The sequence below is a fragment of the bacterium genome (assembly GCA_028820935.1).
Lineage (GTDB): Bacteria > Actinomycetota > Acidimicrobiia > Spongiisociales > Spongiisociaceae > Spongiisocius.
The window spans coordinates 1-22,208 of record JAPPHZ010000031.1; the positions used below are offsets into that span (position 1 = coordinate 1).

19 protein-coding genes are annotated in these 22,208 nt (G+C 65.1%); 9 read left to right on the forward strand and 10 right to left on the reverse strand.

What is annotated here, in order from left to right:
- From OXM57_08465 to OXM57_08480, 4 genes are all read right to left on the reverse strand, one after another.
- Positions 1-952 (reverse strand): ABC transporter permease (locus tag OXM57_08465; protein MDE0352711.1); only part of this gene is annotated, 952 nt, incomplete at its 3' end.
- Positions 949-2,475 carry an ABC transporter ATP-binding protein gene (locus OXM57_08470; GenBank protein ID MDE0352712.1) on the reverse strand — a complete coding sequence of 509 codons (1,527 nt, stop codon included), beginning with the start codon at positions 2,473-2,475 and terminating at the stop codon, positions 949-951. The genes OXM57_08465 and OXM57_08470, both read right to left, overlap by 4 nt.
- 45 nt (positions 2,476-2,520) lie before the next feature.
- The gene (locus OXM57_08475; protein ID MDE0352713.1) at positions 2,521-3,708 is read right to left on the reverse strand and encodes a BMP family ABC transporter substrate-binding protein; all 1,188 of its coding nucleotides are present in this window, start codon (positions 3,706-3,708) and stop codon (positions 2,521-2,523) included.
- A gap of 164 nt (positions 3,709-3,872) precedes the next feature.
- The gene (locus tag OXM57_08480; GenBank protein ID MDE0352714.1) at positions 3,873-5,477 is read right to left on the reverse strand and encodes an NAD(P)/FAD-dependent oxidoreductase; all 1,605 of its coding nucleotides are present in this window, start codon (positions 5,475-5,477) and stop codon (positions 3,873-3,875) included.
- A gap of 251 nt (positions 5,478-5,728) precedes the next feature.
- Here OXM57_08480 and OXM57_08485 point away from each other — a divergent pair, with 251 nt between their 5' ends.
- Together OXM57_08485 and OXM57_08490 are read left to right on the forward strand one after the other, a co-directional pair.
- The gene (locus OXM57_08485) at positions 5,729-6,133 is read left to right on the forward strand and encodes a hypothetical protein (GenBank protein MDE0352715.1); all 405 of its coding nucleotides are present in this window, start codon (positions 5,729-5,731) and stop codon (positions 6,131-6,133) included.
- A gap of 97 nt (positions 6,134-6,230) precedes the next feature.
- Positions 6,231-7,121, forward strand: coding sequence for a peptidylprolyl isomerase (locus OXM57_08490; GenBank protein MDE0352716.1), 891 nt, complete (start codon positions 6,231-6,233; stop codon positions 7,119-7,121).
- Between the two features lie 84 nt (positions 7,122-7,205).
- Here the strand turns inward: OXM57_08490 and OXM57_08495 are convergent, their stop codons facing one another.
- The gene (locus tag OXM57_08495; protein MDE0352717.1) at positions 7,206-8,126 is read right to left on the reverse strand and encodes a BMP family ABC transporter substrate-binding protein; all 921 of its coding nucleotides are present in this window, start codon (positions 8,124-8,126) and stop codon (positions 7,206-7,208) included.
- A 332-nt stretch (positions 8,127-8,458) separates the two neighbouring features.
- Here OXM57_08495 and OXM57_08500 point away from each other — a divergent pair, with 332 nt between their 5' ends.
- Together OXM57_08500 and OXM57_08505 are read left to right on the forward strand one after the other, a co-directional pair.
- Complete coding sequence (locus OXM57_08500) at positions 8,459-9,868, forward strand: amidohydrolase (protein MDE0352718.1); 1,410 nt, start codon at positions 8,459-8,461, stop codon at positions 9,866-9,868.
- A 31-nt stretch (positions 9,869-9,899) separates the two neighbouring features.
- The gene (locus OXM57_08505) at positions 9,900-11,315 is read left to right on the forward strand and encodes an amidohydrolase family protein (GenBank protein MDE0352719.1); all 1,416 of its coding nucleotides are present in this window, start codon (positions 9,900-9,902) and stop codon (positions 11,313-11,315) included.
- A gap of 34 nt (positions 11,316-11,349) precedes the next feature.
- Here the strand turns inward: OXM57_08505 and OXM57_08510 are convergent, their stop codons facing one another.
- Genes OXM57_08510 through OXM57_08520 form a run of 3 tightly spaced genes read right to left on the reverse strand, consistent with a single transcriptional unit; the run spans position 11,350 to position 14,000 of the window.
- Positions 11,350-12,102, reverse strand: a complete 753-nt coding sequence (locus tag OXM57_08510; protein MDE0352720.1) for an SDR family oxidoreductase — start codon at positions 12,100-12,102, stop codon at positions 11,350-11,352.
- A gap of 58 nt (positions 12,103-12,160) precedes the next feature.
- Positions 12,161-13,213 (reverse strand): aromatic ring-hydroxylating dioxygenase subunit alpha, encoded by a 1,053-nt coding sequence (locus OXM57_08515; protein ID MDE0352721.1) that lies wholly within the window; start codon positions 13,211-13,213, stop codon positions 12,161-12,163.
- A gap of 37 nt (positions 13,214-13,250) precedes the next feature.
- Positions 13,251-14,000 carry an SDR family oxidoreductase gene (locus OXM57_08520; GenBank protein ID MDE0352722.1) on the reverse strand — a complete coding sequence of 250 codons (750 nt, stop codon included), beginning with the start codon at positions 13,998-14,000 and terminating at the stop codon, positions 13,251-13,253.
- Positions 14,001-14,182: 182 nt separating this feature from the next.
- Between OXM57_08520 and OXM57_08525 the strand changes: the two genes are divergently transcribed.
- A complete protein-coding gene (locus OXM57_08525; GenBank protein MDE0352723.1) occupies positions 14,183-14,986 on the forward strand; it encodes an alpha/beta hydrolase in 804 nt (267 codons plus the stop codon).
- A gap of 180 nt (positions 14,987-15,166) precedes the next feature.
- Here the strand turns inward: OXM57_08525 and OXM57_08530 are convergent, their stop codons facing one another.
- A complete protein-coding gene (locus OXM57_08530) occupies positions 15,167-15,958 on the reverse strand; it encodes an NUDIX domain-containing protein (protein ID MDE0352724.1) in 792 nt (263 codons plus the stop codon).
- 140 nt (positions 15,959-16,098) lie between these two features.
- On the opposite strand from OXM57_08530, the gene OXM57_08535 reads away from it, so the two are divergent.
- Positions 16,099-17,709 (forward strand): VWA domain-containing protein, encoded by a 1,611-nt coding sequence (locus OXM57_08535; protein ID MDE0352725.1) that lies wholly within the window; start codon positions 16,099-16,101, stop codon positions 17,707-17,709.
- A gap of 17 nt (positions 17,710-17,726) precedes the next feature.
- On the opposite strand, the gene OXM57_08540 is transcribed toward OXM57_08535, so the two are convergent.
- Complete coding sequence (locus tag OXM57_08540) at positions 17,727-18,323, reverse strand: XRE family transcriptional regulator (protein ID MDE0352726.1); 597 nt, start codon at positions 18,321-18,323, stop codon at positions 17,727-17,729.
- 143 nt (positions 18,324-18,466) lie between these two features.
- Between OXM57_08540 and OXM57_08545 the strand changes: the two genes are divergently transcribed.
- The 3 genes from OXM57_08545 to OXM57_08555 all read left to right on the forward strand — a co-directional run bounded on the left by OXM57_08545 (position 18,467) and on the right by OXM57_08555 (position 22,191).
- The gene (locus OXM57_08545; protein MDE0352727.1) at positions 18,467-19,735 is read left to right on the forward strand and encodes a hypothetical protein; all 1,269 of its coding nucleotides are present in this window, start codon (positions 18,467-18,469) and stop codon (positions 19,733-19,735) included.
- 46 nt (positions 19,736-19,781) lie between these two features.
- Positions 19,782-20,000, forward strand: coding sequence for a tautomerase family protein (locus tag OXM57_08550; GenBank protein MDE0352728.1), 219 nt, complete (start codon positions 19,782-19,784; stop codon positions 19,998-20,000).
- 169 nt (positions 20,001-20,169) lie between these two features.
- A complete protein-coding gene (locus tag OXM57_08555; GenBank protein ID MDE0352729.1) occupies positions 20,170-22,191 on the forward strand; it encodes a hydantoinase/oxoprolinase family protein in 2,022 nt (673 codons plus the stop codon).
- Positions 22,192-22,208 lie beyond the last annotated feature (17 nt).

Below are 22,208 nucleotides of genomic sequence, written 5' to 3' on the forward strand. Positions count from 1 at the left end.
GGGCCACCAGGGCGATGATGATGCCCGTGAAACCGATGCCCTCGGCGATGTCGAGCTGGACACGATGGTGGAGCCCCAGCAACTCCCCGGCGCCGGCAATGCCGGCCAGAGCTCCCGAGATGGCCATGGTGGCGAGGGTCACGGTACCCACCCTGATGCCCTTGTAGCGGGAGGCGACCACGTTGGAGCCGATCCCCCTTATCTCGTATCCCAGGGTGGTGCGCCTGATGAGCCAGTAGACCACCAGCGCGGCGATCAGCGCGATGGCGAACCCCCAGTGAAGGCGGCTGCCGGTGACGAAACGGGGCAGGTAGGTGGTGTCCGCCATCCGTACGGTCTGGTAGTAGAAGGTGTCGGGCGACTGCCAGGGTCCGGCCAGCAGGTAGGAGAGGATGTAAAGGATCACGAAGTTGAGCATGACCGTGGTAAGGATCTCGTTGGTCCCGTACCGAACCAGCAGCCCGCTGGCCACCGATGCCCAGGCGGCGCCCGCGATGGCGGCGAAGATGAACATCAACACGAAGAGCAGCGGTGCCGGTAGCCCTCCCCAAAGGTCGTAGACGAACCAGGTACCCATAACACCGGCGAAGAACTGTCCCTCGCCGCCGATGTTCCAGACCCCGGCCCGGAAGGCGATCGCAGCCGCCAAGCCCGTGAGGATCAGCGGTGTCGCCTGTACCAGGGTCTCCAGGGTGGACTCCCGGGTGCCGAAGGCGCCGTTGTACAGGGCGGCGAACGAATCGGCCGGACTCTTTCCGATGAACAGCACCAGGCCGGCAATGATGGCCACCGCCGCCGCGAGAGCGGCGATCAGTGCGAGGACCTCGTGCCAAGGGCGGACTATGAGCCTCTTCTCGATCCGCCAAGCGCCGGGATGGAACAACATCGACAGCGGATCCCGGCGGCCGCCGCCGTCCGGCGTCTGGAGCTCGGAAGGGGCTTGATCGGTCATGCAGCTGATCCCGCCTCGACGGTATCGGCGCCGGCCATGCTCAGGCCGAGGGACTGGAGGTCGGCCTGCTCCGGGGTGGTCTCCGAGACGATCCGGCCGTCGTAGATCACCGCGATCCGGTCGGAGAGTTGGAAGATCTCGTCCAAGTCCTCGGACATCAACAGCACCGCTGAGCCACGCTCCCGCTCCTCGAGCAACCTGCGCCTGACGTACTCGCTGGCGGAGATGTCCAGCCCGCGGGTGGGCTGGTGAGCCACCAGCAGCCGCGGCTCCCCGGACAGCTCACGGGCCATGATCACCTTTTGCAGATTGCCGCCCGATAGGGTCCGGGTGAGTTGGGACGCAGAGGGAGTCCTGATGTCGAACCCCTCTATCGACTCGGCGGCGAAGCCGTCGATGGCGCCCCGGTTGAGCACCCCACCCCTGGAGAAGGGCCTTGAGCGGTGACGGCCCAACACGAGGTTCTCCTTGACCTTGAAGTCCATCAGGAGTCCCTGTGCGATACGATCGGCCGGCACGCTGGCCATCCCCAGCTGCCCGATCCGGTTGGCGGACATCTCGGCGATGCCCACCCCGCCTATCCGGATGGCGCCGGCGGAGGGCTTCTCGACCCCTACCAGCGCGTCGAAGAGTGCGTTCTGACCGTTGCCGGAGACACCGGCGAGGCCGACCACCTCCCCGGCATGGACGCTGAGGGAGAGACCCTTCAGAGAGCCACGCCCGGTGACGCTGGCGAGATGGATCCCGTCCACTTCGAGGACCACCTCGCCGGGACGCGACCGCTCCTTGTCGAACTGGAACAGCACCTCCCGGCCCACCATCATCTGGGCCAGATCCCGCATCTCGACATCGGCTGTATCTACGGTTCCGACCACCTTGCCGAGACGCAAGACGGTCACGCGGTCGGACAGTTCCATGACCTCTTTGAGCTTGTGGGTGATCAGGATGATGGTCAGGCCCTCGTCCCGCATCCGGCGAAGGATCCGGAAGAGCTCCTGGACCCCTTGGGGGGTGAGAACCGCGGTCGGTTCATCGAGGATCAGGACTTCCACGCCGAAGTAGAGGGTCTTGAATATCTCGACCCATTGCTGCTCCCCTACGGACAACCGGCCCACCTCGGCGTCGGGATCTATCTCCACGTCATAGTTTTGGAAGAACTCGTTGAGCCGGTCCTTTACCTCCGATAGATCGAGCCACTGGTTGGCCGAGGTCCCGATGACCACGTTCTCCACCACCGACATCGGGGGGACCAGTTCGAAGTGCTGGTGCACCATGCCGATACCGGCGGCGATGGCGTCTCTAGGCGTATGCAGCTCGAGCGTCTCGCCCCTGAAGGTGACCGACCCCTCGTCGGGCCGGTAGACCCCGTAGAGAATGTCGGCCAGGGTGGTCTTGCCGGCGCCGTTCTCGCCGAGCAGGCAGTGGATCTCGCCGCGGCGGATGTCGACGCTCACCGCGTCGTTGGCGACCACCCCAGGGAAGCGCTTCGTGACCCGATCCACAGCCAGGATCGTCTCAGTCACCGAATTCGCTCCCCTGAGGTATCGGATTCATCGGGTGATAGGGCCCTACTCGGGCGGATCCGTCTTCAGTTCCACCCTCAGGAGCCCGCCCAGTATGGCCGCTTCGGCCTGGGCAACACCGTCTTGGACCTCAGCCGGAACCAGGTCGCTGATCTCTCCGAGCGACGACCCACCATCGACCATCGAGGTGTAGACGATCCGCTCCATCGGGGCATCGTACGGAACGCCCTCGGTCGTGTAGGCGTACCAGGCGTCAACCAGGTCCATGAAGGCGGTGTCCCAGCGGGCGACCGCGCTGGTCAGCACCACCGGCGACAGCCCGAGCTGATCGGTGAAGTGTCCGAAGCCGAACACACCGTCCGCCTCCTCGATGGCAGCGAAGGGGCCGAAGCGCTCGGCATAGATCATGTCGGAACCGGCCGCGATCTGGGCGGCAGCCGCCTCCTGGGCCGTGGCGGGGTCGAACCAGCTCTCGATGTAGGCCACATCGAACGTGATCTCACCCTTGCCCATCTGCTGGGCCACGAACCTGGCGCCGTCTATGAACGCGTTGAGCGGGCCGTTGACGTTGGGGAACGGGAAAGCCGCCACCCCGCTGACGTGGTTGGTTTGGGTCATGGCCCCGGCGATGATCCCGGCCAGGTAGGCGGGCTCGTGGATGAACACGTCGATCCAGTAACCGTTACCGCCGGTCGGCTCGTTGCCGGATCCGGAGAAGGCGAACAGGATGTCCGGGAAGTCATCCTTGACCGCGGCGACCGCGTCCGAGTAGGTGCTGTGACCGACGATGATCTCGTAATCACCGGTCTGGGCCAGGTCCCGGATCACCCGCTCACCGTCAGCGTAGGGGATCTCCTCGATCTGCTCCAGGGTAATGGTCAACCCGTGGGGCATCTCCTCGGCCACCCGGTGGACCGAGTCTATGAAGGTGGCGTACCAGCCTTCTTCCTTGGTGCCCAGCATGATCATGGCGACGTCCAACTCGGTCGGACCCATCGGCGCTTCTTCGTCGGGCTCCGTCATCTCGGCCTCGGTCGTAGCGGGCGCCGCAGCCGTAGTGGTCGGGGCGGCCGTAGTGGTCGGGGCGGCCGTAGTGGTCGGAGCAGCCGTAGTGGTGGGCGCCGCAGTGGTTGCGGCAGGTTCGTCGTCCCCGCCGCAGGCACCCGCCACCAGAGCCAGGGCGGTCAGCATCGTCACCAGGGTCAAGACCCGGCGGTCCATGAGCTTCCTCATAAGGACTATCCTCCTCTTTTTCGGTCGCTTCTCACCAGGAGTGCGATCTTCTCTCCGCCCGAGGCTCCTCCGGGTTGGCAACTATTGGGCACCCTGGCCCTCGGATCACGAAGCGTGACTCATCGAAGGATAGCGAGCGGCCCGCAGATCATCATGTCGTTTGTTCAGTTGCGGGAGAGAACCGGCTTTCCGAGGATCCGGTACGGAGGCCACCAGCGTTCCATGCCGAGATCGTCGACGATGACGTTGGCCGCGTTGTAGCCGGGACCGAAGTGGATCGAACCGCCCGGATGGCAGGCCGAACCGCACATGTAGAGGCCCTCTATAGGGGTGCGGTAGCCACTGGCTTCGGGGAAGGGCCGGTTGATGCCCCACTGGTCGTTGGTGTAAGCGCCCTGGCGGCATCCCCCGCCGACCATGTTGATGATCCGGTTCTGGATGTCGTCGGGGGTGTAGGCGTAGGTCGCCAGCATGTTGTCCCTGGTGAGGTTGGGCGCGTACTCGGCCCAGCGGGCCCGCATCCTCTCCAGCAGCTCGTCCTTGATGTCGTCGTACGTCTTGGCGCCGTTCTCCAGCTTGTCGGCCGGGGGGCCGAACTGCCAGAACAGCAGGGTGTGGCCGCCCGCGGGCGCGTAGGAAGGGTCGATCACGGTGTGGCAGCAGGCGTCTCCGCCCAGCGCCGAAGGTATCCGACCGTTGCCGATCTCCTCCCAGTGCCGGTCGAGTTCCTCGAGGGTGTTCACCCCGAAGAAGATGGCCAGGCCCTTGTTGGCCTCCTCCGAGTACTTGGTGGAGTAGTCGGGCGCAACCGCCGAGGCGGCGTGGAAACCGAAGAGCGCGGTGTGGTACTCGATCTCCCACTCCCGGCAGCGTTCGACGATGTCGGAAGAGAGGTGCTCCTCCCCCACCATCTGCAGGAAGGTGGCCGGCGGGTCCACGGCCGAGGCCACGAACTTCTCGGCACGGAAAGTCTTCCCTTCGGAGGTGCGGACGCCCACCGCCCGGCCTCCCTCGATGATGATCTTGTCCACATGCTCCCCGGTGAGGATGACACCGCCGTTGGCATGGAAGAACGCGGCCAGGGACTGGGCGATCTGGTGAGTCCCGCCCCTCACGATGCTCAGGCGGGGCGAGGCGGCGTAGCGCATGAAGAAGTCCCCCACCCCGGTGGCGAAGTCGGGCATCCCCCGCACGCAGGCGTTCATGGCGATCCAGGTCTTGAGGCGATCGCTCTCGTAGAGGTAGTCGAGCAACTCGCGGCCGCTCATGTCGCACATCTTCTGGTATTCCGCCCGATCGGCGCCGTCCAGTCCCCGACCACGCTCCGGAGTAGGTCTCGGCGGGGCGTAGAACTCCTCCTCCACCTTGGTGAGGAAGCGGTGGTAGATGTCCTCCATCGTGTCCAGGTCCGCCTTGGGAATGACGTCCTTGAACTGGCGGTAGGTCCGCTGCGGGTCGTCGGTATAGGTCAGGAGCTCGGCGCCGTCCTCGAACAGGTAGGCCCGCTCCACCTCGCCGCGCATCAGCTTGAGTCCGTAGCGATGTAGCTCGAAGTCCTGGTGGGGAGGCCCGTAGGACCAGATGAAGTTAGCATGCAGGTTGTGGTAGTAGCCGGGCTTGGTGACCTCCTCGGTGATGGTCGCACCGCCGTACGCCAGCCTCCGCTCGAGAACAAGTGTGCGCAGGCCCTGGCGCGCCATGTATCCGCCCAGGGTCAGTCCGTTGTAGCCGCCACCGATGATGATGCCGTCAAAGGTCCCGTCCGCCACAACTCCTCCATTCCCCTGGTCGAGTAACTGAATATTGGTGCCATCTATATTGATCTGTCAAACGGCCCGGTCCATGGCCCTTGCCTCGACAGGATGGTTCCCGAAGGAGCGGGGTTGGTCGCGATCAAGGGTCTTGACCGCCACTGCCCGAGCGGATACGTTGACCGCACAGATACGATAAGGCGCTCGGTGGCTGCTTCCGGCTCGCGGGACCATGCCGGACGAGCCAGCACAGAGTGAGGTCCCCCGCTATGACTGTCATGCAAGAGACCACCGTCACGGAGCGAGTGGCTCAGGCGCTGGAGTTCATGGATCAGGCGGAGGCCGAGTTCGCGGTGGGCGACACCCGCCAGGGCGCCGAGAAGCTCTACGGCGCGTCCGTCCAGGCTGTCATGGCCGCGTCCATCCAGCGCGGCTGGGACTACAACTCCCATCGAGCCAACAAGAACGCCGCCCGGCAGTTGGCCAAGGAATATGAGGACCCGTTCCTGTCCACCGGGTTCACCGCCGCTGAGAAGCTCCACATCCATTTCCATCACGGCGGCATGGAGGACTACCAGATCACCACCGATCGGCATGACGTACGGTCCTACGTGGAGCGCATGCTGAAGCTGGTGGATGAGTACGAAGTGAACTGCGCGGTAGAGAGGGGCTGAAAGACCGGATGGGGTTAGCCTGCCACCGTGGTACCCCGTTTCGTAATCAAGCGCACCGACCGGCAGGCGGCCGGTCCAGACGACCTCAAGGAACGTCATGGGTAGGGCCCAACGCCGCAAGCAGGAGAATCGCCTGCGCCGGCTCGAGGAGGTCAAGGCGGCCGAGCAACGGCGCGGCGGGCGGCGCAGAAATGTCGCGATCGGGACGGGCGCTTTGGTGGTCGTCGCGCTGGCGGCTCTGTTCCTGATCCTTCAAGCAGCGCCGGACGGCGAGACATCGGTAGCAGTCGACACGACCGGAGCCACCGTGCTCGACGCGGCCGAAGGCACGGTGGCGGATGTTCGCGCCGAGGATGGACCTTCCGGTGCCGGCGCCGTTCCGGAGGGCTGCCCGGCGCCGGACGGAAGCGACGGGCCAAGGCTCGACTTCGACGGCCCACCACCGATGTGTATTGATCCCGCGGCGGGCTACACCGCGGTGTTCCACACCAGCGAAGGGGAGATGCGTTTCGAGTTGACACCGGCCGACACGCCCCAAACGGTCAACAATTTCGTCACCCTTGCCCGCTGGGGCTATTACGACGGCACCCTTCTATTCCGGACCGACCCGTCGATCGACATCATCCAGGGCGGTTCCCCACACACCAACAGCCCATCCGATCCGGGACCGGGCTACACCATCCCGGATGAGCCGCCGTTCGCGCTGGATCCGGACACCGGCCGGCCCGTCGGTCCGTACAGTTACCAGCCCGGTCAGTTGGTCATGGCTCGATCGGCGGGCTTCGACTCAGGGGGCGCCCAGTTCTTCATAACCACCGGCCCCAACGCCGCCCTGCTCGACAGTCAGGGTGTCTACGTGGTGTTCGGGACCACCGACGCGACCGGGCTGGAGGTGGCGCGCTCGATCATGGATCTCCATGTGGCCACCGGCGATATGGGCGGAGCACCCTCGAGAGACGTGGTGGTCTACTCCGTTGCCATCGAGTGAACCCCGGCGCCGGACGATGCACTCGATGCCGGGGGGACGGTTACCACCGCCTCCCCGGTCGAGAAACTCTCTGTGAAACCCCGGTTACTCGGGTGGAGCGTCGTTGAGGTCCACCACCAGGTCGCCGGACAGTATCTGGTCCCGGGCCTCGAGCACCTTGTCGTGCACGTCTGCGGGCACCAGCGCCTCGTTGAGAGGAGCGATGTCGCCGCCGCCTTGCGGCATGTGGAACATGATCCGCTCCATCGGCGCGTTCATCGGAACGCCGTTGGCCATCTGGTCCCACCAGCCGTCGATCGTCACCTCGATGGCCTGGTCCCACTTGGCCACAGTGCTGGTGAGCACCACGTCGGGCGCAAGGAACTGAACGTCGACGAGGTCGCCCACCCCGTAGACACCCGCCTCCTCGGCAGCCTCGAAGACACCGAAGACGATGGCGTAGAGCACGTCGGCGCCCGCCGCGATCTGGGCCGCGGCGGCCTCCTTGGCGGTGGCGGGATCCCACCAGCTCTCGATGAACGTGACCTCGAAGTCCACATCGGGGTTGACCGACCGCGCACCGGCAAGATACCCGTTGATGGGGGCGTTGACGTTGGGGAACGGGAAGTTGGCGACGACGCCGATCTTGTCGGTCTCGGTCATCATACCCGCCGCGACCCCCGTCAGGTAGGCGGGTTCGTGGATGAAGGTGTCGATCCAGAATGCGTTGCCGCCCAGCGGATCATTGCCGGACCCCGCATAGACGAAGAGGATGTCCGGGTGGTCGTCCATCACTGCTGAGACCGCGTCGCTGTACGTGCTGCTACCCAAGATCATCTCGTAATTGCCGCTGGCGGCCAGATCGCGGAAGATCCGCTCGCTGTCGCCGTACTCGATGTTCTCGAACCATTCGGTCGAGATCTCCAGGCCGTAGGGCGCCTTCTCGGCGAGACGTTCCAGCGAGTGCAGCATCGACTGGTACCACGGGTCGTCGATTGGGCCCGGCGCGATGAAGGCCACCCGCATCACCGATGGCGCCTCCGGCTCGGGCGCGGCGGTTGTAGTAGGTGCAGCAGTGGTCGCGGGTGCCGCCGTCGTCGCAGGCGCCGCCGTCGTGGTCGGCGCGTCGTCCGCTCCACACGCCGCGCCAACGACAGCGAGAACAAGGGTAAGGCTGAATAACGGGGTTCTTAGCAGTCTCATCTTTGGTCCCTCCCTGGTCCGGAAGCGGGTGCGTCCGTGGAGTCCGGCGTCCGGTCGCACCGGCCGCTGTCTTCCGCTCGCGATATCACTCTCAGCAATATCACTCTCGGCAATAATACACTCCAGTCCGAACGCGCGTAGGAGTGAGGCACCAAATGAATGCCGGACGAGACACGGTTTGTGATCTGCTACTCACCAACGGATCGGTGATCACGGTGGATGACGAACGGCGGGTCCTCGAACCGGGAGCGGTGGCAATCCAGGGCGACCGGATTCTCGCCGTCGGCACACCGAGTGATCTCGATCGATACCGCGCCGCGAGGGTGATCGATTGCACCGGCAAGGCGGTCCTCCCCGGTTTCGTCGATACCCATACCCACATGTTCCAGAGCCTCGGGCGAGGCCTGGGCGAGGGGATGCCGCTCTACCCCTGGCTCACCGACTTCATGTGGCCGTACGCACAGGTCATCAGCAGGGAGGAAGCCTGGGCCGGGGTCAGGTTGACCGCGCTAGAGGCCGCCCGGGCCGGCACCACCGCGGTGGTCGACGATCACTACGCCCCCACGGACGTCGAGACGACAGTAGGCGTGGCGCGGACCATCGAGGAGGTAGGTCTGCGCGGCACCGTGACGCGGGGCATCTTCGGGTCACCGGCCGAGGTGACACGGCACTACGACATCCCTGACTACCTCTTCGCGATACCACCGGAAGAGGAACTCGAGATAACCCGGGCCGCCATCGAGGCGACGTCCGGCCGGAAGGTGGGAGTCTGGCCGGCGCCGGACGGGAACTTCATCGAACGGAGCCTCATCCTCGACTCGGTCGCACTGGCGCACGAACTCGACACCCGGTGGCACATCCATTGCTCGGCGCCCGAGACGGACCCTGATGCATACATTTCCTGCTACGGCGAACGGCCCGTCCACTGGATGCAACGCGCCGGCATCCTCGACGAGAGGGCCGCTATCGCCCACGGCGTCTGGTTCGATGACGACGAGGTGGCGTCCCTTGGTGAAGCAGGCGCCGGAGTGGCCCACTGTCCGACATCCAACTGCTACATGGCGGACGGCGCCATCCGCATGAACGACCTCAGATCGGCGGGGGCGGTCGTGTCTCTGGGTACCGACGGATCGGCCTGTGACCATCGCCAGGACATGTTCGAGCAGATGAAACAGGCCATATTCGTGCAGCGATTGCACACCCTCGAGCCCACGTCTCTCCGATCCGAGGATGCGCTGGAACTGGCTACCCGGGAGGGCGCCCGCTACCTGGGCATCGACGCGGGCGTTCTGGCGCCGGGCAAGCTGGCCGACATCGCGGTCGTGGACCTCGAGCGGGTCCACCTCCAACCTCTCAACCGGACGATCTCCACGCTCGTCTACGCCGGCCGCGGTTCCGACGTCGTAATGACGATCGTGGGTGGTGTAGTGATCTACGAGAACGGCGCCTCCACGAAGGTTGACGAGGCCGAGGTGATCGCCGAGGCCCGGGCCCGGTCCGCGGAACTGATCGAACGGGCCGGCATAACGGGCCTCCTCAAGCCATGGAGACTGCATCCGGGTTGAGCGTGACCCGGTCTCGGAGGGAGGCCTTGACGTGATCCTGTTCGACAATTGCCGGTTCCTGATCGCCGAACCGAACCCTGAGGGTGTGATCGAGGACGGTTGGGTACTCGTCGACGGGCCCGTTATCAAGGCCGTCGGTGGGCCCACGGACTCTCCTCGTGCCGAGGTCACGACGCAGGGGGGCGAGGTCATGGACTGCAGCGGCAAGCTCGTCATGCCCGGGCTGATCGACACGCACAACCACCTGGCCAACTACGCCCTCAACCTGCTTCCCGGTATCGATCCATCATCGCTGGAATACGCCGGGATATCCGAGTGCCTGGAGAAGTTCATCTGGCCCGCCTACACCTGGGTATCAGGGGAGAGCACCTATGACCTGACCCTGCTGTCGATGTGCAATGCCATCAAGCACGGCACCACCACCATCACGAGCGCCTTCCCGTTTCCGGACGACACGTATCGAGCAGGGGTCAAGTCGAGGATGCGGCTCATCATCCATCCCCAGACCGTCAGCAACGTCCTCCTCGGCGACGGCCTCGACGATGACGGGTACCTCGCCCAGACCGAAGAAACGATCCGGAACTACCACAACGCCGAAGACGGGAGGATCCAGGTCGCGACCCACCCCCACTGCACCTACTCGTGTACGGAGCGGCTTCTCCTCGGCTGCATGGAACTGGCCGAGCAATACGACGTCGGGTTCGCCACCCACCTGCTCAATTGTCCCGAGGACCGTGAGATGTCGGACGCCCAGTACGCCGCCTGGGGAGGGACGGTCGCCTATCTCCAGGCCAAGGACTTGCTTCAGGAACGGACCCTCTTCTTCCACTGCGACCAGGTGAACCGCCGGGAAGCGGAGGTATTCGCGGAGGCTGGAGTTGCGATCTCGCACAACCCGCAATCAAACGCCACCTACCACGGGTGCGTCGCCGACGTGCCCACGCTGCGGGAGGCCGGCGTCACGCTGGGCATGGGAACGGACATGCCGGCAGGCAACATCTTCGACAACATCTACACGGCCTATCTCGTCAACGCCGTCGTCCCGTTGGACCAGGAGGCGCAGTTCGAACCGTGGGTGCCCATCGAGATGGCCACGATCGGGGGCGCCCAGGCGCTGCGGCTCGGGGACAAGATCGGGACGCTCGAGGCCGGAAAGCGCGCCGACATCATCACGGTGGACCTGCAACGGAACACGACCCTCTACCCCCTCAACGCGGGGAATCTCCTCTACTGGATCGTCACCAAGTGCGCGGGCACGCTCGCCGCGGACACCATGGTCGATGGCACGTTCCTGATGCGGGACGGGGAGTTCACCTTCCTTGACGAGGAGGCCATCATCGCCCGCTCCGATCAGTGGATGATCCGGTTCGAGTCCTGGTACCGGAGCCGCAAGGCCTCCGGACAACCGGTGACCGTGAGGAAGTACCCCGACTACGAGAACCGCTGACCGGTCGCTTGGTGGCGCCGGCCACCAGCCTGCCTTAGTGGAAGCCGGAGCCTCCGTTGACCCAGATGTTCTGACCGGTCACGAAGTCGGACCAGGGGCTCACCAGGTAGAGGAGGGTGCCGACCATGTCGTCGGGCACCTGGGATCGCTTGAAGGCGCGGCGACCGATGATGAGGCCATCAACGTGCGGCTGCTTAGCGGCGTAGTCGGCATCGTGGGGGATGTAGTCGGGCGTCAGGGTGTTGACGGAGATCCCGTCGTCGCCCAGTTCCCGAGCCAGGGATCTGGTCAGACCCCAGATGGCCGCCTTCGACGCGACGTAGTGAAGGAACCCGGGGGTACCGTCGTTGACCGTCATCGAGGCGATGTTGACGATCTTCCCGCTCCCCTGTGCCCTCATCGTGGGCGCAACCGCCCGGGCACAGAGCCAGGGCCCCTTGACGTTCACCTCGAAGCAGCGATCCCACTCCTCGGGCGAGATCTCCTCCATCGGGCCTTGGGTGAGCGTCAGGTAGAAGGCGGCGTTGTTCACCAGCGCGTCGATCTTCCCGAAGGCGTCCACGGTGGCGGCCGCCATCGCCTCGGTCGAGGCGACGTCGCTCACGTCGACCTGTACCGAGATGGCTCGGGCGCCCATCTCCTCGGCCTCAGCCACCATCTCCGAGCCGTCGGCGAGATCCGCCACTACCAGAGATGCGCCTTCCGCGGCCAGACCTCGGCAGTAGGCGCTCCCTATTCCGCCGGCGCCGCCGGTCACTATTACGACTTGGCCGTCGAGCGTGCCCATGAGCCCTCCATTCCTTTCGTGCGGCTAGGCGCTCCGCCGGCGTCCTCTCCCCTCCCGGCTACTCGTTCATGAAGTCGGCTGCCAACTCGAACAGCCATGAGCGGTAGGCGAGGGTGACGTCGTCGGCCACCTTGATGTACATCTCGGCGCTGAGCAGGTCAGGCAAATGCTCGGGCCACTGGGACTCGACCACGGGCTGATCCTGATCCAGCACCATCAGTTCGAAATCGATGAGGAAGGCCAGGTCCTCATCGGTCTGCGCGAAATCCGAGCCGATGTGCCAGAAGTTGCGGCAGGTGGCCGGCCCGGTGGGCGCCGAAACCATGTAGAGCCCGTAGCGCTTGCCGTTGGGGAAGATCCGTAGGAGATAGATCGTGCCCGGCAGGCTCAGGTAGTAGCGGTTGAGCACCGTGACGATGTCGTCGGATATCCCGAGGATCCCCTTCATAGTGTCGTCGTTGGGTTCCACCACGTAGCGGTCGAAGCGGAGCATCTGACCTTCCCGCCAGACCTCGTGGTCCTCCACCTCGGCCTTGTCCCTGGTTCCAAGAATGTTCTCGTGGACGAACGGGAAGTGCGAGAAGTCGACGAAGTTCTCGAGACGGCGTGGCGCGCTGGTCTTCCAGTCGTAGTAGGCGGGTGACTGCCAGTGCATGTCGGGGTCGTCCCACTCGGCCAGGCCGGGAGGATCGCCCCATGGCTCATCGACCAGCGAGACCCAGATCAGCCCCGCGCCCTCCCGGCACAAGTAACGCTCCAGATTGACCTTCAGTATTCCGTTGAGCTCCGGACGGGAGGGGATGTTGACCAGGTTGCCCTCCATGTCGTAGGACCAACCGTGGTAGGGGCAGTTGATGCAGCCGTTCTCGATCCAGCCGAGCGAGGGCGCCGCTCCCTTGTGCCTGCAGACGTCCATGAACGCTCGGACCGTCCCCTCATGGCGGACTAGGAGGATGCGTTCGCCGAGGAGTTGGCCCTGCAACATCTCGCCCTCGACCACATCGCCGCTGTAGGCGACCGGATGCCAGAAGTGCCACATGGCGCGGTACCACTTGGAGTCGCGCTCGGGTACGAACGGATCGGCTAGGTCCTGCATGCTCGGCTTGGCCATTCTCACCTGCCTTCCGGTCCGGATCCTGGGTACACGTTCAGAGGAAGAAGGCGCCGCCGTTGACCAGCAGGCTCTGGCCGGTGACGAAATCGGACGCCGGGGAGCTGAGGTAGATGATCGTTCCCACCATGTCGTCAGCCTCCTGGGTGCGCCGGATGGCCCGGCCCGACACCACGAACGGGTCGCTGGTGGCGTCGGTAGGACGGAGATCCGGATTGGGGATCAGATCCGGCGAAACCGTGTTGACCGTGATGCCCTCGGGACCCAGTTCGTTGGCCAGACACCTGGTGAGGCCCAGCAAGGCCGACTTGCTGGCCACGTAGTGGGGGAAGCCGAGCGTCCCCTTGTAACAGGTATTGGAAGCGATGTTGATGATCTTGCCCGAGCCTTGGGCCGCCATGTGCGGGTATACCGCCTTGGTACACAGCCAGACCCCCCGGACGTTGACCTCGAAGGTGCGATCCCACTCGGCCACGGTCAGGTCCGTGAAGGGCCCCCTGGTGGTCTCCGAGAACATGGCGGCATTGTTGATGAGCACGTCGATCCGCCCGAACCTGTCCATGGCCGCTTCCGCCATGGCCGCCGTGGATGCCTCGTCGCTCACGTCGGTGGTGACGGACAGGGCCTCGGAGCCGGAGTCGGCCAGTTCCTCCACCACCGGCGAGCCGTCCAACAGGTCGGCGATCACGACCCTGGCTCCCTCAGCGGCCACGCCGAGGGCATAGGCGCGGCCGATTCCACGAGCCCCGCCGGTGATTATGACCACCTTGCCGTCTAGCACTCCCATACGGACCACCTTCTCGATGCCGGTCTATGGTCCAACACTAGCCGAATTGATATTGGTGGTGGTAATAATCTGGCGGGGGTTCGGGCCGCGTGGCTTGCCATGGCCCACGGATTGCAATAGATATGATCAAACTCACGGAGCGAGCAACCGAACCCGTCAGCCACACGTTGAGGAGGAGACACATGGAGACGCCGAGCGTCCGGCATGGATACACGACCGGTTCCCAAGGCAACCGCCTGCACTACCTGGACTACGGAGGCGAGGGGACGACCCTGATATGCATGCACGGAGTGATCGGCAACGCCTGGAACTGGAAGGCCGTAGCGGCCGGTATCGGTGACCGGCGGCGGGTGGTGGCCCTCGACTTCCGCGGCTACGGCGAGAGCCAGTGGTCGGCGGACCATAGCTACACGACCTCCGACCATGTGGCGGACCTGGGAGCCCTGATCGAAGCTCTTGGTGAGGAGAGCGTTGACCTGATGGGTTCCTCCTGGGGCGCCCTGGTGGCCATCCAGTACGCGGCGGAGAACCCCGACCGGGTCGGAAGCATCGTGGTGGTGGACGTGGAGGCCTCATTCGCCCAGAGCGAGACCGACCTCTTCCCCCGACCCACCAGCCAAGCCGACCATGGCGAGGTGCGCACGGGGCTCGGATTCGCCTTCCCCAACGCCCCCGAGGAGATGCTGGAGCTGACCGCGCTGACCAGCTTCGGACCGGTCGACGGCGGGCGGCTGGCACCCAAGCACGACCCCTACTTCTTCGAACGCTGGCCCTTCCGCTCCGACGACCACTGGGAACGGCTGGATGGCATGGCGACCCCGGCCCTACTGGTTCATGCCGCCGACAGCTTCGTGAACCACGATGTCATGGCCGACATGGCCAGCCGCATGACCAACGCAACCCTGGTCCAGGTCGAGAACAGCACCCACGTCGTGCCGGTCGACAACCCCGACGGCCTGCTGGAGGTCCTCCTGCCCTTCCTGTAGTCGTTGTCCGAGATGCTCGCCGGCACTCTGATACCAGGGGCCCTACCGCCTAACGGAGCGGCTCCGGCGGCCTACCGTGAACTCTCTGGTAGTTCTACCGGGAAGTCCACTGGTGACTTCCCGTGACTTCCCCGTGACTCCCGATTGTTCGCCAACACATGCTGGGAGGAGTGCGGCCGCTCAGTCGGCCCCCTCACGATCCGGAGGCTCCTCCGAGGGGTGGTCTTCGCTATCGGTTGGACTGGGGGATCTCATGAGCGGTGAGGAAATGTACATTGCCTTGCCTGGGCTATAGATCTTGGCTGGACGCCCTCCTCTGGCACGAGGACCTGTTTGGGCGCCGGTGGAGCGGAGAAAGTCGGGGCTGGTCGTGACCTTGCGGTGGAAGTTGGCCGGGTCGATGCGGGCGTTCCACACCACCTCGTAGACCCGCCGCAACTGGCTGATAGTGAACTCGGGTGGGCAGAATTGCGCGGCGAGGGTGGTGTATTCGAGCTTCGAGCGCACCCTTTCCACCGCCTCCTTGATGATCGTGCCGTGGTCGAAAGCCAACTTGAGGGCATCGGCTTCGACCATCACGACGGAGAAGAGGCTGGCGTCGGCCGCGTCTCCACCTCCCCGCGGCTCGGGAAGATTGGCGAGGATGGCCCAGTAGGCGACTGTGACCACCCGCATCCGCGGGTCGCGGTCAGGCGTTCCGTACGTGCCTAGTTGCTCGAGATGGCGCGGCTGGGCTCTAACCCCTGTTTCCTCGTGGAGTTCGCGCAGTGCGGCCTCCTCTAGACCCTCGTTGGGACGCACGAAGCCGCCCGGCAGCGCCCAACGCCCCTTGCCTGGGTTTTGCCCGCGCCGGATCAGGAGGATCTGAAGTTCGTTGCCGACGATGGTGAAGGTGACCACGTCCACGGTGACGGCGACCGGTGGGAACGCCCGCGGGTCGTACCCGTCGGGAGGCTTCGTGTCACACCCCATCGTTACGATGATATCAAGTTTGTGTTGACAGGACAAGAACCCGGAGCTAGGGTTATTGTCAAAACGGAATAACTCGGTGAGTCTCGGTGTCTTACCTAGATGCAGAACGCCCGGGCAGCCCAGACCGAAGGAGAAATATATTGACTGACGCGACCGTTACCGAGCCGACCAAGCTCTGGTTCCTTCTCGACCGTTCGGGATCGATGGGCGCTGTAGCCCAGGATGTGATCGGAGGGTTCAACACGTTCATCGCCGACCAGGCCCGGGCACCCGGAACCGCGCATCTCACCCTCGTACAGTTCGACAGCCAGGCGCCGTTCGAGATCATCCACGATGCGGTGCGGGTCGAGGACGTACCGGAGCTCACCACCGAGATCTACCGGCCGCGAGGGATGACCCCCCTGCTGGACGCGATCGGTGACCTCATCGAGCACGCCGACCGGCGCATCGATGCCAGATCCCGGGACGATCGACCCGCGGAGGACCAGTTGGTGGTGATCTTCAGCGACGGCTTGGAGAACGCCTCCAGCCGGTACACCCGGGCGCGGGTGGCGGAGCTGGTCAGCCGCAGGCAGGAAGACCGTTGGGAGTTCGTGTTCATGGGCGCCAACCAGGACAGCTACCTGGAAGCGGGCCGCATCGGAGTCTCCCGGGAGAGCACCTCCAACTATGCCGCCACCGCGGTGGGTACCTCAGCGGCGTTCCAGTCGATCTCGCGAGCCACCCGAGAGTTTCGGGGAAAGACCAGGGTCGAACGGACGAGAGACTCCGGGACCTTCTTCGGCGGCACCCGCGAGGCGGAGGACGTGATGAGGCCCGGGGGCGGGCCCGCGAGGGGCCCTAGGCGGCGCCGGGGCATCCCGAACCTGGAACGGGCGGCGGTTGGCCGGCCCATCACCCGGCTGGGGATATCCCTGTTCCCCGTCTACTTGCCTGGGAACGACCTGCCCGAGATCGCCACGGGACCGGACGCAGGTCTGGTCATCGAGGAGCTACGCGCTTCGAGGGTGCCATCGCTCGAAGTGACGAATCCGACAACCCACCCCGTACTGATCCCGGAGGGGGAACAGTTGATCGGCGGCCTCCAGGACCGGGTGCTCAACACGAGCGTCCTGGTGGCTCCGTCCACCCACCTCGACATACCCGTGTCGTGCCTCGAGCAGGGCAGGTGGGGCGATCGTCGTGATTTCGGCCACGGACGGGCATTCGCACCAAGACGGACGCGGCGGGCGAAGAACGCGTCGGTTGCCGACTCGGTCCGCCGGGAAGGATCTCGGCGGAGCGACCAGGCCGCTGTCTGGAACGTTATCGACCAGGAACTGGCCCATCTTGGGGTCGACTCCGGTACCCGGGCCGTCCGGGACGCCGAGCAGTTCCTCCGCCGCGACCGGCAACGTGCTCACGTGATCCGGCGCCTCGCCAGGCGAGGGCCGCTGCCGGGCCAGTGCGGCGTGGTGGTCGCCCACGGGAGGCGCGTGGTGGCGATCGAAGTGTTCGGCAACCGCGACCTGCTCCTCCCCCACTGGGAAGGTTTGGTCCGATCCCACCTGCTGGAACGACCGACCGCCAACGGACATCCCTCGGCAACCCTGGCCCTTCACAGGATCGGACGCTTCGCCGGAGCGGCGGCAGTGGCGAACCGAGGCGTCGGCCTCGGCACAGAGCTGCACGTGAACGACCGGAGGACGGTGGGCCAGGCCCTCATCCACCAAGGCGCCGTGGTCCACGCGTCCGCGTTCATGATCGGCTGAAGGCCAGTGGCCCTTGCTTAGAACGAGGGTGGGGACGAGACCACCAGGAAACGGCAGCCGGCCTGACCGGCTGCCGTGATCGTGTGCGGGATCGTGGCCGGATAGGTGTACACATCGCCTCGGGTCAACTCGACCGGCGCCGAGCCCTGCAGCTCCACCCGCAGGCAACCCTCCAGCACGTAGATGACCTCCTCACCCTCGTGGCCGGTGTTGACCGTGCCGACGCCGGGGTCGAACTCCACCTCGTTCGGCTCCATGAGGTGGGAGCCTCCCCGGGTCAGGAACCGCACCGAGGCACCTTCCACGAGTTGGTAGGTCTCACCTTCGCCATGACGGACCAGGCTGGTATCCAACCGCTCCTGAGGCTGGAGAAGGCTGTGAGCTGTGGTATCCAGAGCCTGGGCAACGTAGTGAAGAGCCATCAGGCTGGGCATGGCCTTCCCGTTCTCCAGCTGGCTGAGAAACGGTTGGGACAAACCACAGCGGGAGGCCAGTTGCTGCAGCGTCAGCCCCTGTGCCTTGCGAAGTCTCCTAAGCGCAGCACCCAAGGAGGCGGCCACAGCGTCCCCGTCGACCGGTCGAGCATCATTGCCGGCCTCCGCTGCAGTGGTCATGGCCCGATGCTACCGCCCCACCCGGCGGCCCCGTGCCCTCGTTAGTGTGTATGCATCTTCATCCTCGGGAGGGACCCGCCTACATGGTCATGAACCCAAGCGAAGAAGCCCTACGCTCCGGAGAGGACAGCAAGGCACGGCAATTGAAGTCGGTACGTTCGAAGGTCGCCAAGGCTCCACAAGGGGCGGCACTAGTGGTGGGCAAAGCTAGCCGCGTCGCCTATCGGTACACCAACGCGACGGTTCGAGATGTCAAAAAGGCAGACATGCGGTTTCATGCCAAGCCCGCTGAGTTGGCACAAGCGATTACGGCTTCCGCGCAAGCGACGATCAGTGATGTCGCCGGGACCGCAGCGGCCCAGATCGGAAGGGCCACCACCACTGCTGCCGGCAAGACCACCGAACTCATCCAAACCACGGCTACCGAAGTCGGAGAAGCCGGCACTGCGGCGGCCGGCAAGGCCCGGGCACTAGCGGGAACGACGGCTTCAGACGTCGGTAACGCAATGGGCGTGGCCGCTGCCGGTGTTCTAGAGCACGGCCGGGTCTTCCGGAAGAAGTGCCAGGAGTCCTTCGAGCCACTCAAGACCGGTGCGAGGAAAGGCGGAGATAACACGGACGAGTGGGCACAGGCAGCCGCGGCGGGAGCCTGGGGAGCTCTTGTGAGCCTTCAGGCAGCGGTTCCAACCTTCAACGACCTCTCTCCATTGCTCAAGACAAAGCTCGCGTTGGCGGGCATGCACGGTGCCTGGAGACCGGTCCATCTCGCGAGTTCCTTCTACGAGTCGAGCATTCCGTTCCCCATCAGGAATCTTGGAGAGGACGCGGTGCTCGCCTTCATCGACGGGAAGCATGCCAGTCATATTAAAGCGGTTAGCAATATGCCTGGACGGATGATGGATAATGCCAACATTGTTTGGGAGGCTGCCCGTGACAATTTGGCCCGCGGCAATGCCGACATGACCCCCCTCGAATTGGCAAAGGCCAACACGCTGAACGCCCTCCATGCCACTGGGATCGTCGCAGCCGAGGCGCTCCAGACCGCGGCGGTCGCCGGATGCATCGGGATGGCCCTCGAAGGAGTGGTCAGCGTGACCGAGAACCTTATTTACGTCTACAAGGACGAGATGACGTACCGACAGGCAGGTCGAAGGGTTCTGAAAGACATGCTGACCAAGGGTAAGGGGGCTGCCATCGGCGGGGCTGGCATGACGGTCGTCGTGGCCCTGGGCGGCGGCCCCGCTCTTGCCACGGCCGCTCCGGTTCTCGTTACGGTTGGAGGGATCGTGTACGTTGTAACCGCTTACAGCCGGATCAAGACGGCGGCGGACTCGGCCATAGCGCAACCGGATGATCTCCCTCTGGATCTTTCGCCTCCCGGTATGCGCACCGGCTTATCCTCAGCCGGGTAACGTGCGATAGTCGGGTGGTTGCCCGTTTGCCAGTGAGGAGGTCTTGATGCCGCTCGCTCACATTCACTTCATGTATGACCTCGTAGAGGGTGACCTTCAGGAGGCGAAACGCAAGCTCGCGGACGAGGTGGCGGACAGCATTGCCCGCAACGTGGTTCACCATCACCAGGGCTCGCCCAAGGACCTGGTAACCGTGGTTTTCCATGACATCGGCGCCGACGACTGGGCTGCCGGCGGCACCCTCTTCAACGACCGGAACCCCTGACCTTCGCCCAGGTTGCACCAGCCCTTCCCGCATCGTAGGATGCCTATTCGGTACGCCCGGCTGCTGCGGTAGCGGGCGGAAGAACCCGATCAGCATAACCCTCTCAACGGGTCGGCCCGTGTGCAGGCGCGTTGTTCGTATGTAGCTATCAGCCATCTCCGGGGAGCCCATGCGCGTAGCGGTGGACATAGGCGGTACCTTTACCGACGCTGTGGTCATCGACGACGATGGCAACACTCGTACAGCCAAGGCACTCACCACCCCGAGCCAGCTTTACGACGGTGTTCTCTCAGCACTCGACCAGCTCGGCATCGATTGGACCCAACTCGACTCGATTACCAACGGCACCACCGCCGGGCTGAACGCCTTCCTCGAGCGCCGCGGCGCCCGGGTCGCCCTTCTCACCACCCGCGGGTTCCGGGATGTCTACGAGCTGGGCCGAGCCAACCGGCCGGACATGTACAACGTCCGCTACCGACCCCCTACCCCGCTGGTGCCTCGCCGGTCCATCTACGAGGTGGACGAGAGGATGGCACCGGACGGATCGGTGGTCCTGGCCTTGCAGGAGGAGGCGATCCGCGAGATGGCGCCCCGGCTGGCCGATGACTATGACGCAGTGGCCATCTGTTTCCTCCACTCCTACGCCAACCCCGCCCACGAGCACCGGGTAGCCGAGTTGCTCCGCTCGGTGGACCGCTCGCTCTCGGTCGTGTGCTCCTCCGACGTGGCCCCCGAGTGGCGCGAGTACGAACGGACCAGCACCACGGCCATCGCCGCCTACGTGGCACCCATCGTGGGTAGCTATCTCGAGGAACTGGAGATACGCACCGCCGAGCGGGGCATGCGGGGATCGTTGCGGGTGATGCAGTCCAACGGGGGCGTCATGTCCGCCGGGTCTGCCCGACGCAAGCCTATCCAGACCCTGTTCTCCGGACCCGTCGGGGGCACCATGGCCTGCCTCTCGGTGGCGGACGACCTGATCGAGGAAGCGGCTGCGAGCCGGCTGATATGCGTGGACATGGGCGGGACGTCCTTCGACATGAGCCTGGTGGTGGATGGACGGGCTGACGTCGAACTCGAATCGGAGCTCCAACGGCACCCGGTGCTGGCGCCCACCGTCGCGATCCACACCATCGGCGCCGGTGGGGGAAGTGTCGGCCACACCGCGGGCGGTGGGCTCCGCGTGGGCCCGCGTTCGGCCGGAGCCGTCCCCGGACCCGCCTGTTACGGATCGGGAGGAACGGAACCGACCATCACCGATGCCAATCTCCACCTTGGACGGCTACCGAGTAGCACCCGCCTGGCCGGTGGTATGGCTCTCGACAGGGCAGCCGCCGAACAATCCCTGACGGCGGTGGCGGAGTCCCTGGGGATGGATGAGTTGGAGCTGGCCGCCGGCATGGTCGCGGTGGCCGACTCGACCATGGCCAACGCCATCCGCGAGATCACGGTGATGCGTGGGATCGATCCCCGCGACTTCATCCTGGTGGCTTTCGGAGGAGCCGGCCCGCTCCATGCCACGTCGCTGGCGGACGAGCTCGACCTCGATACGGTGGTGGTACCGGTCAATCCCGGCGTCCTCTCCGCCTATGGAATGCTCCAGACCGACACCCGCCACGACGCCGTCCAGAGTTTCTATGTGCGGGCGGCCGACCTCTCGGATGAAGCCCTCGAGGCCGCCCTGTCGGATCTGGAGGAGCGGGCCCGGATGATGGTGAAGGAAGACGGCTTCGACGACCAGGCGATCACGCTGGAGCCGTCCGCCGATCTGCGCTACTCGGGCCAGGAGTACACGGTCACACTCCCGCTCGATACGAGCCAGGGCATGGCGACCTTGATCGAAGGCATACCGGACCAGTTCGCCGAGGCCCACAACGTCCGCTACGGGCACAGCAATCCCGGGGAGGCGGTGGAGTTCGTCAACCTCCGGATGGCCGCCTTCGGTGGCATGACCCGCCCTCGCCCCCAAGCCCTCCCGACCGGCGATGTGCCGTCTCCGACCGGCATGGAACGAACCTGGTTCGGAGACTCCTGGTTCGAGACGCCGGTCTACCAGCGCTCGGAGCTACCCAGGGCCGCTGAACTAGCCGGACCGGTGATCGTCCTGGAGGACGCCTGCACCACCCTCGTGCCGCCGAACTGGACCGCCACCGTATCGGGCCACGGGCACCTCGTCCTGAATCGGTCGTGAGGTGATCATGCCAATGC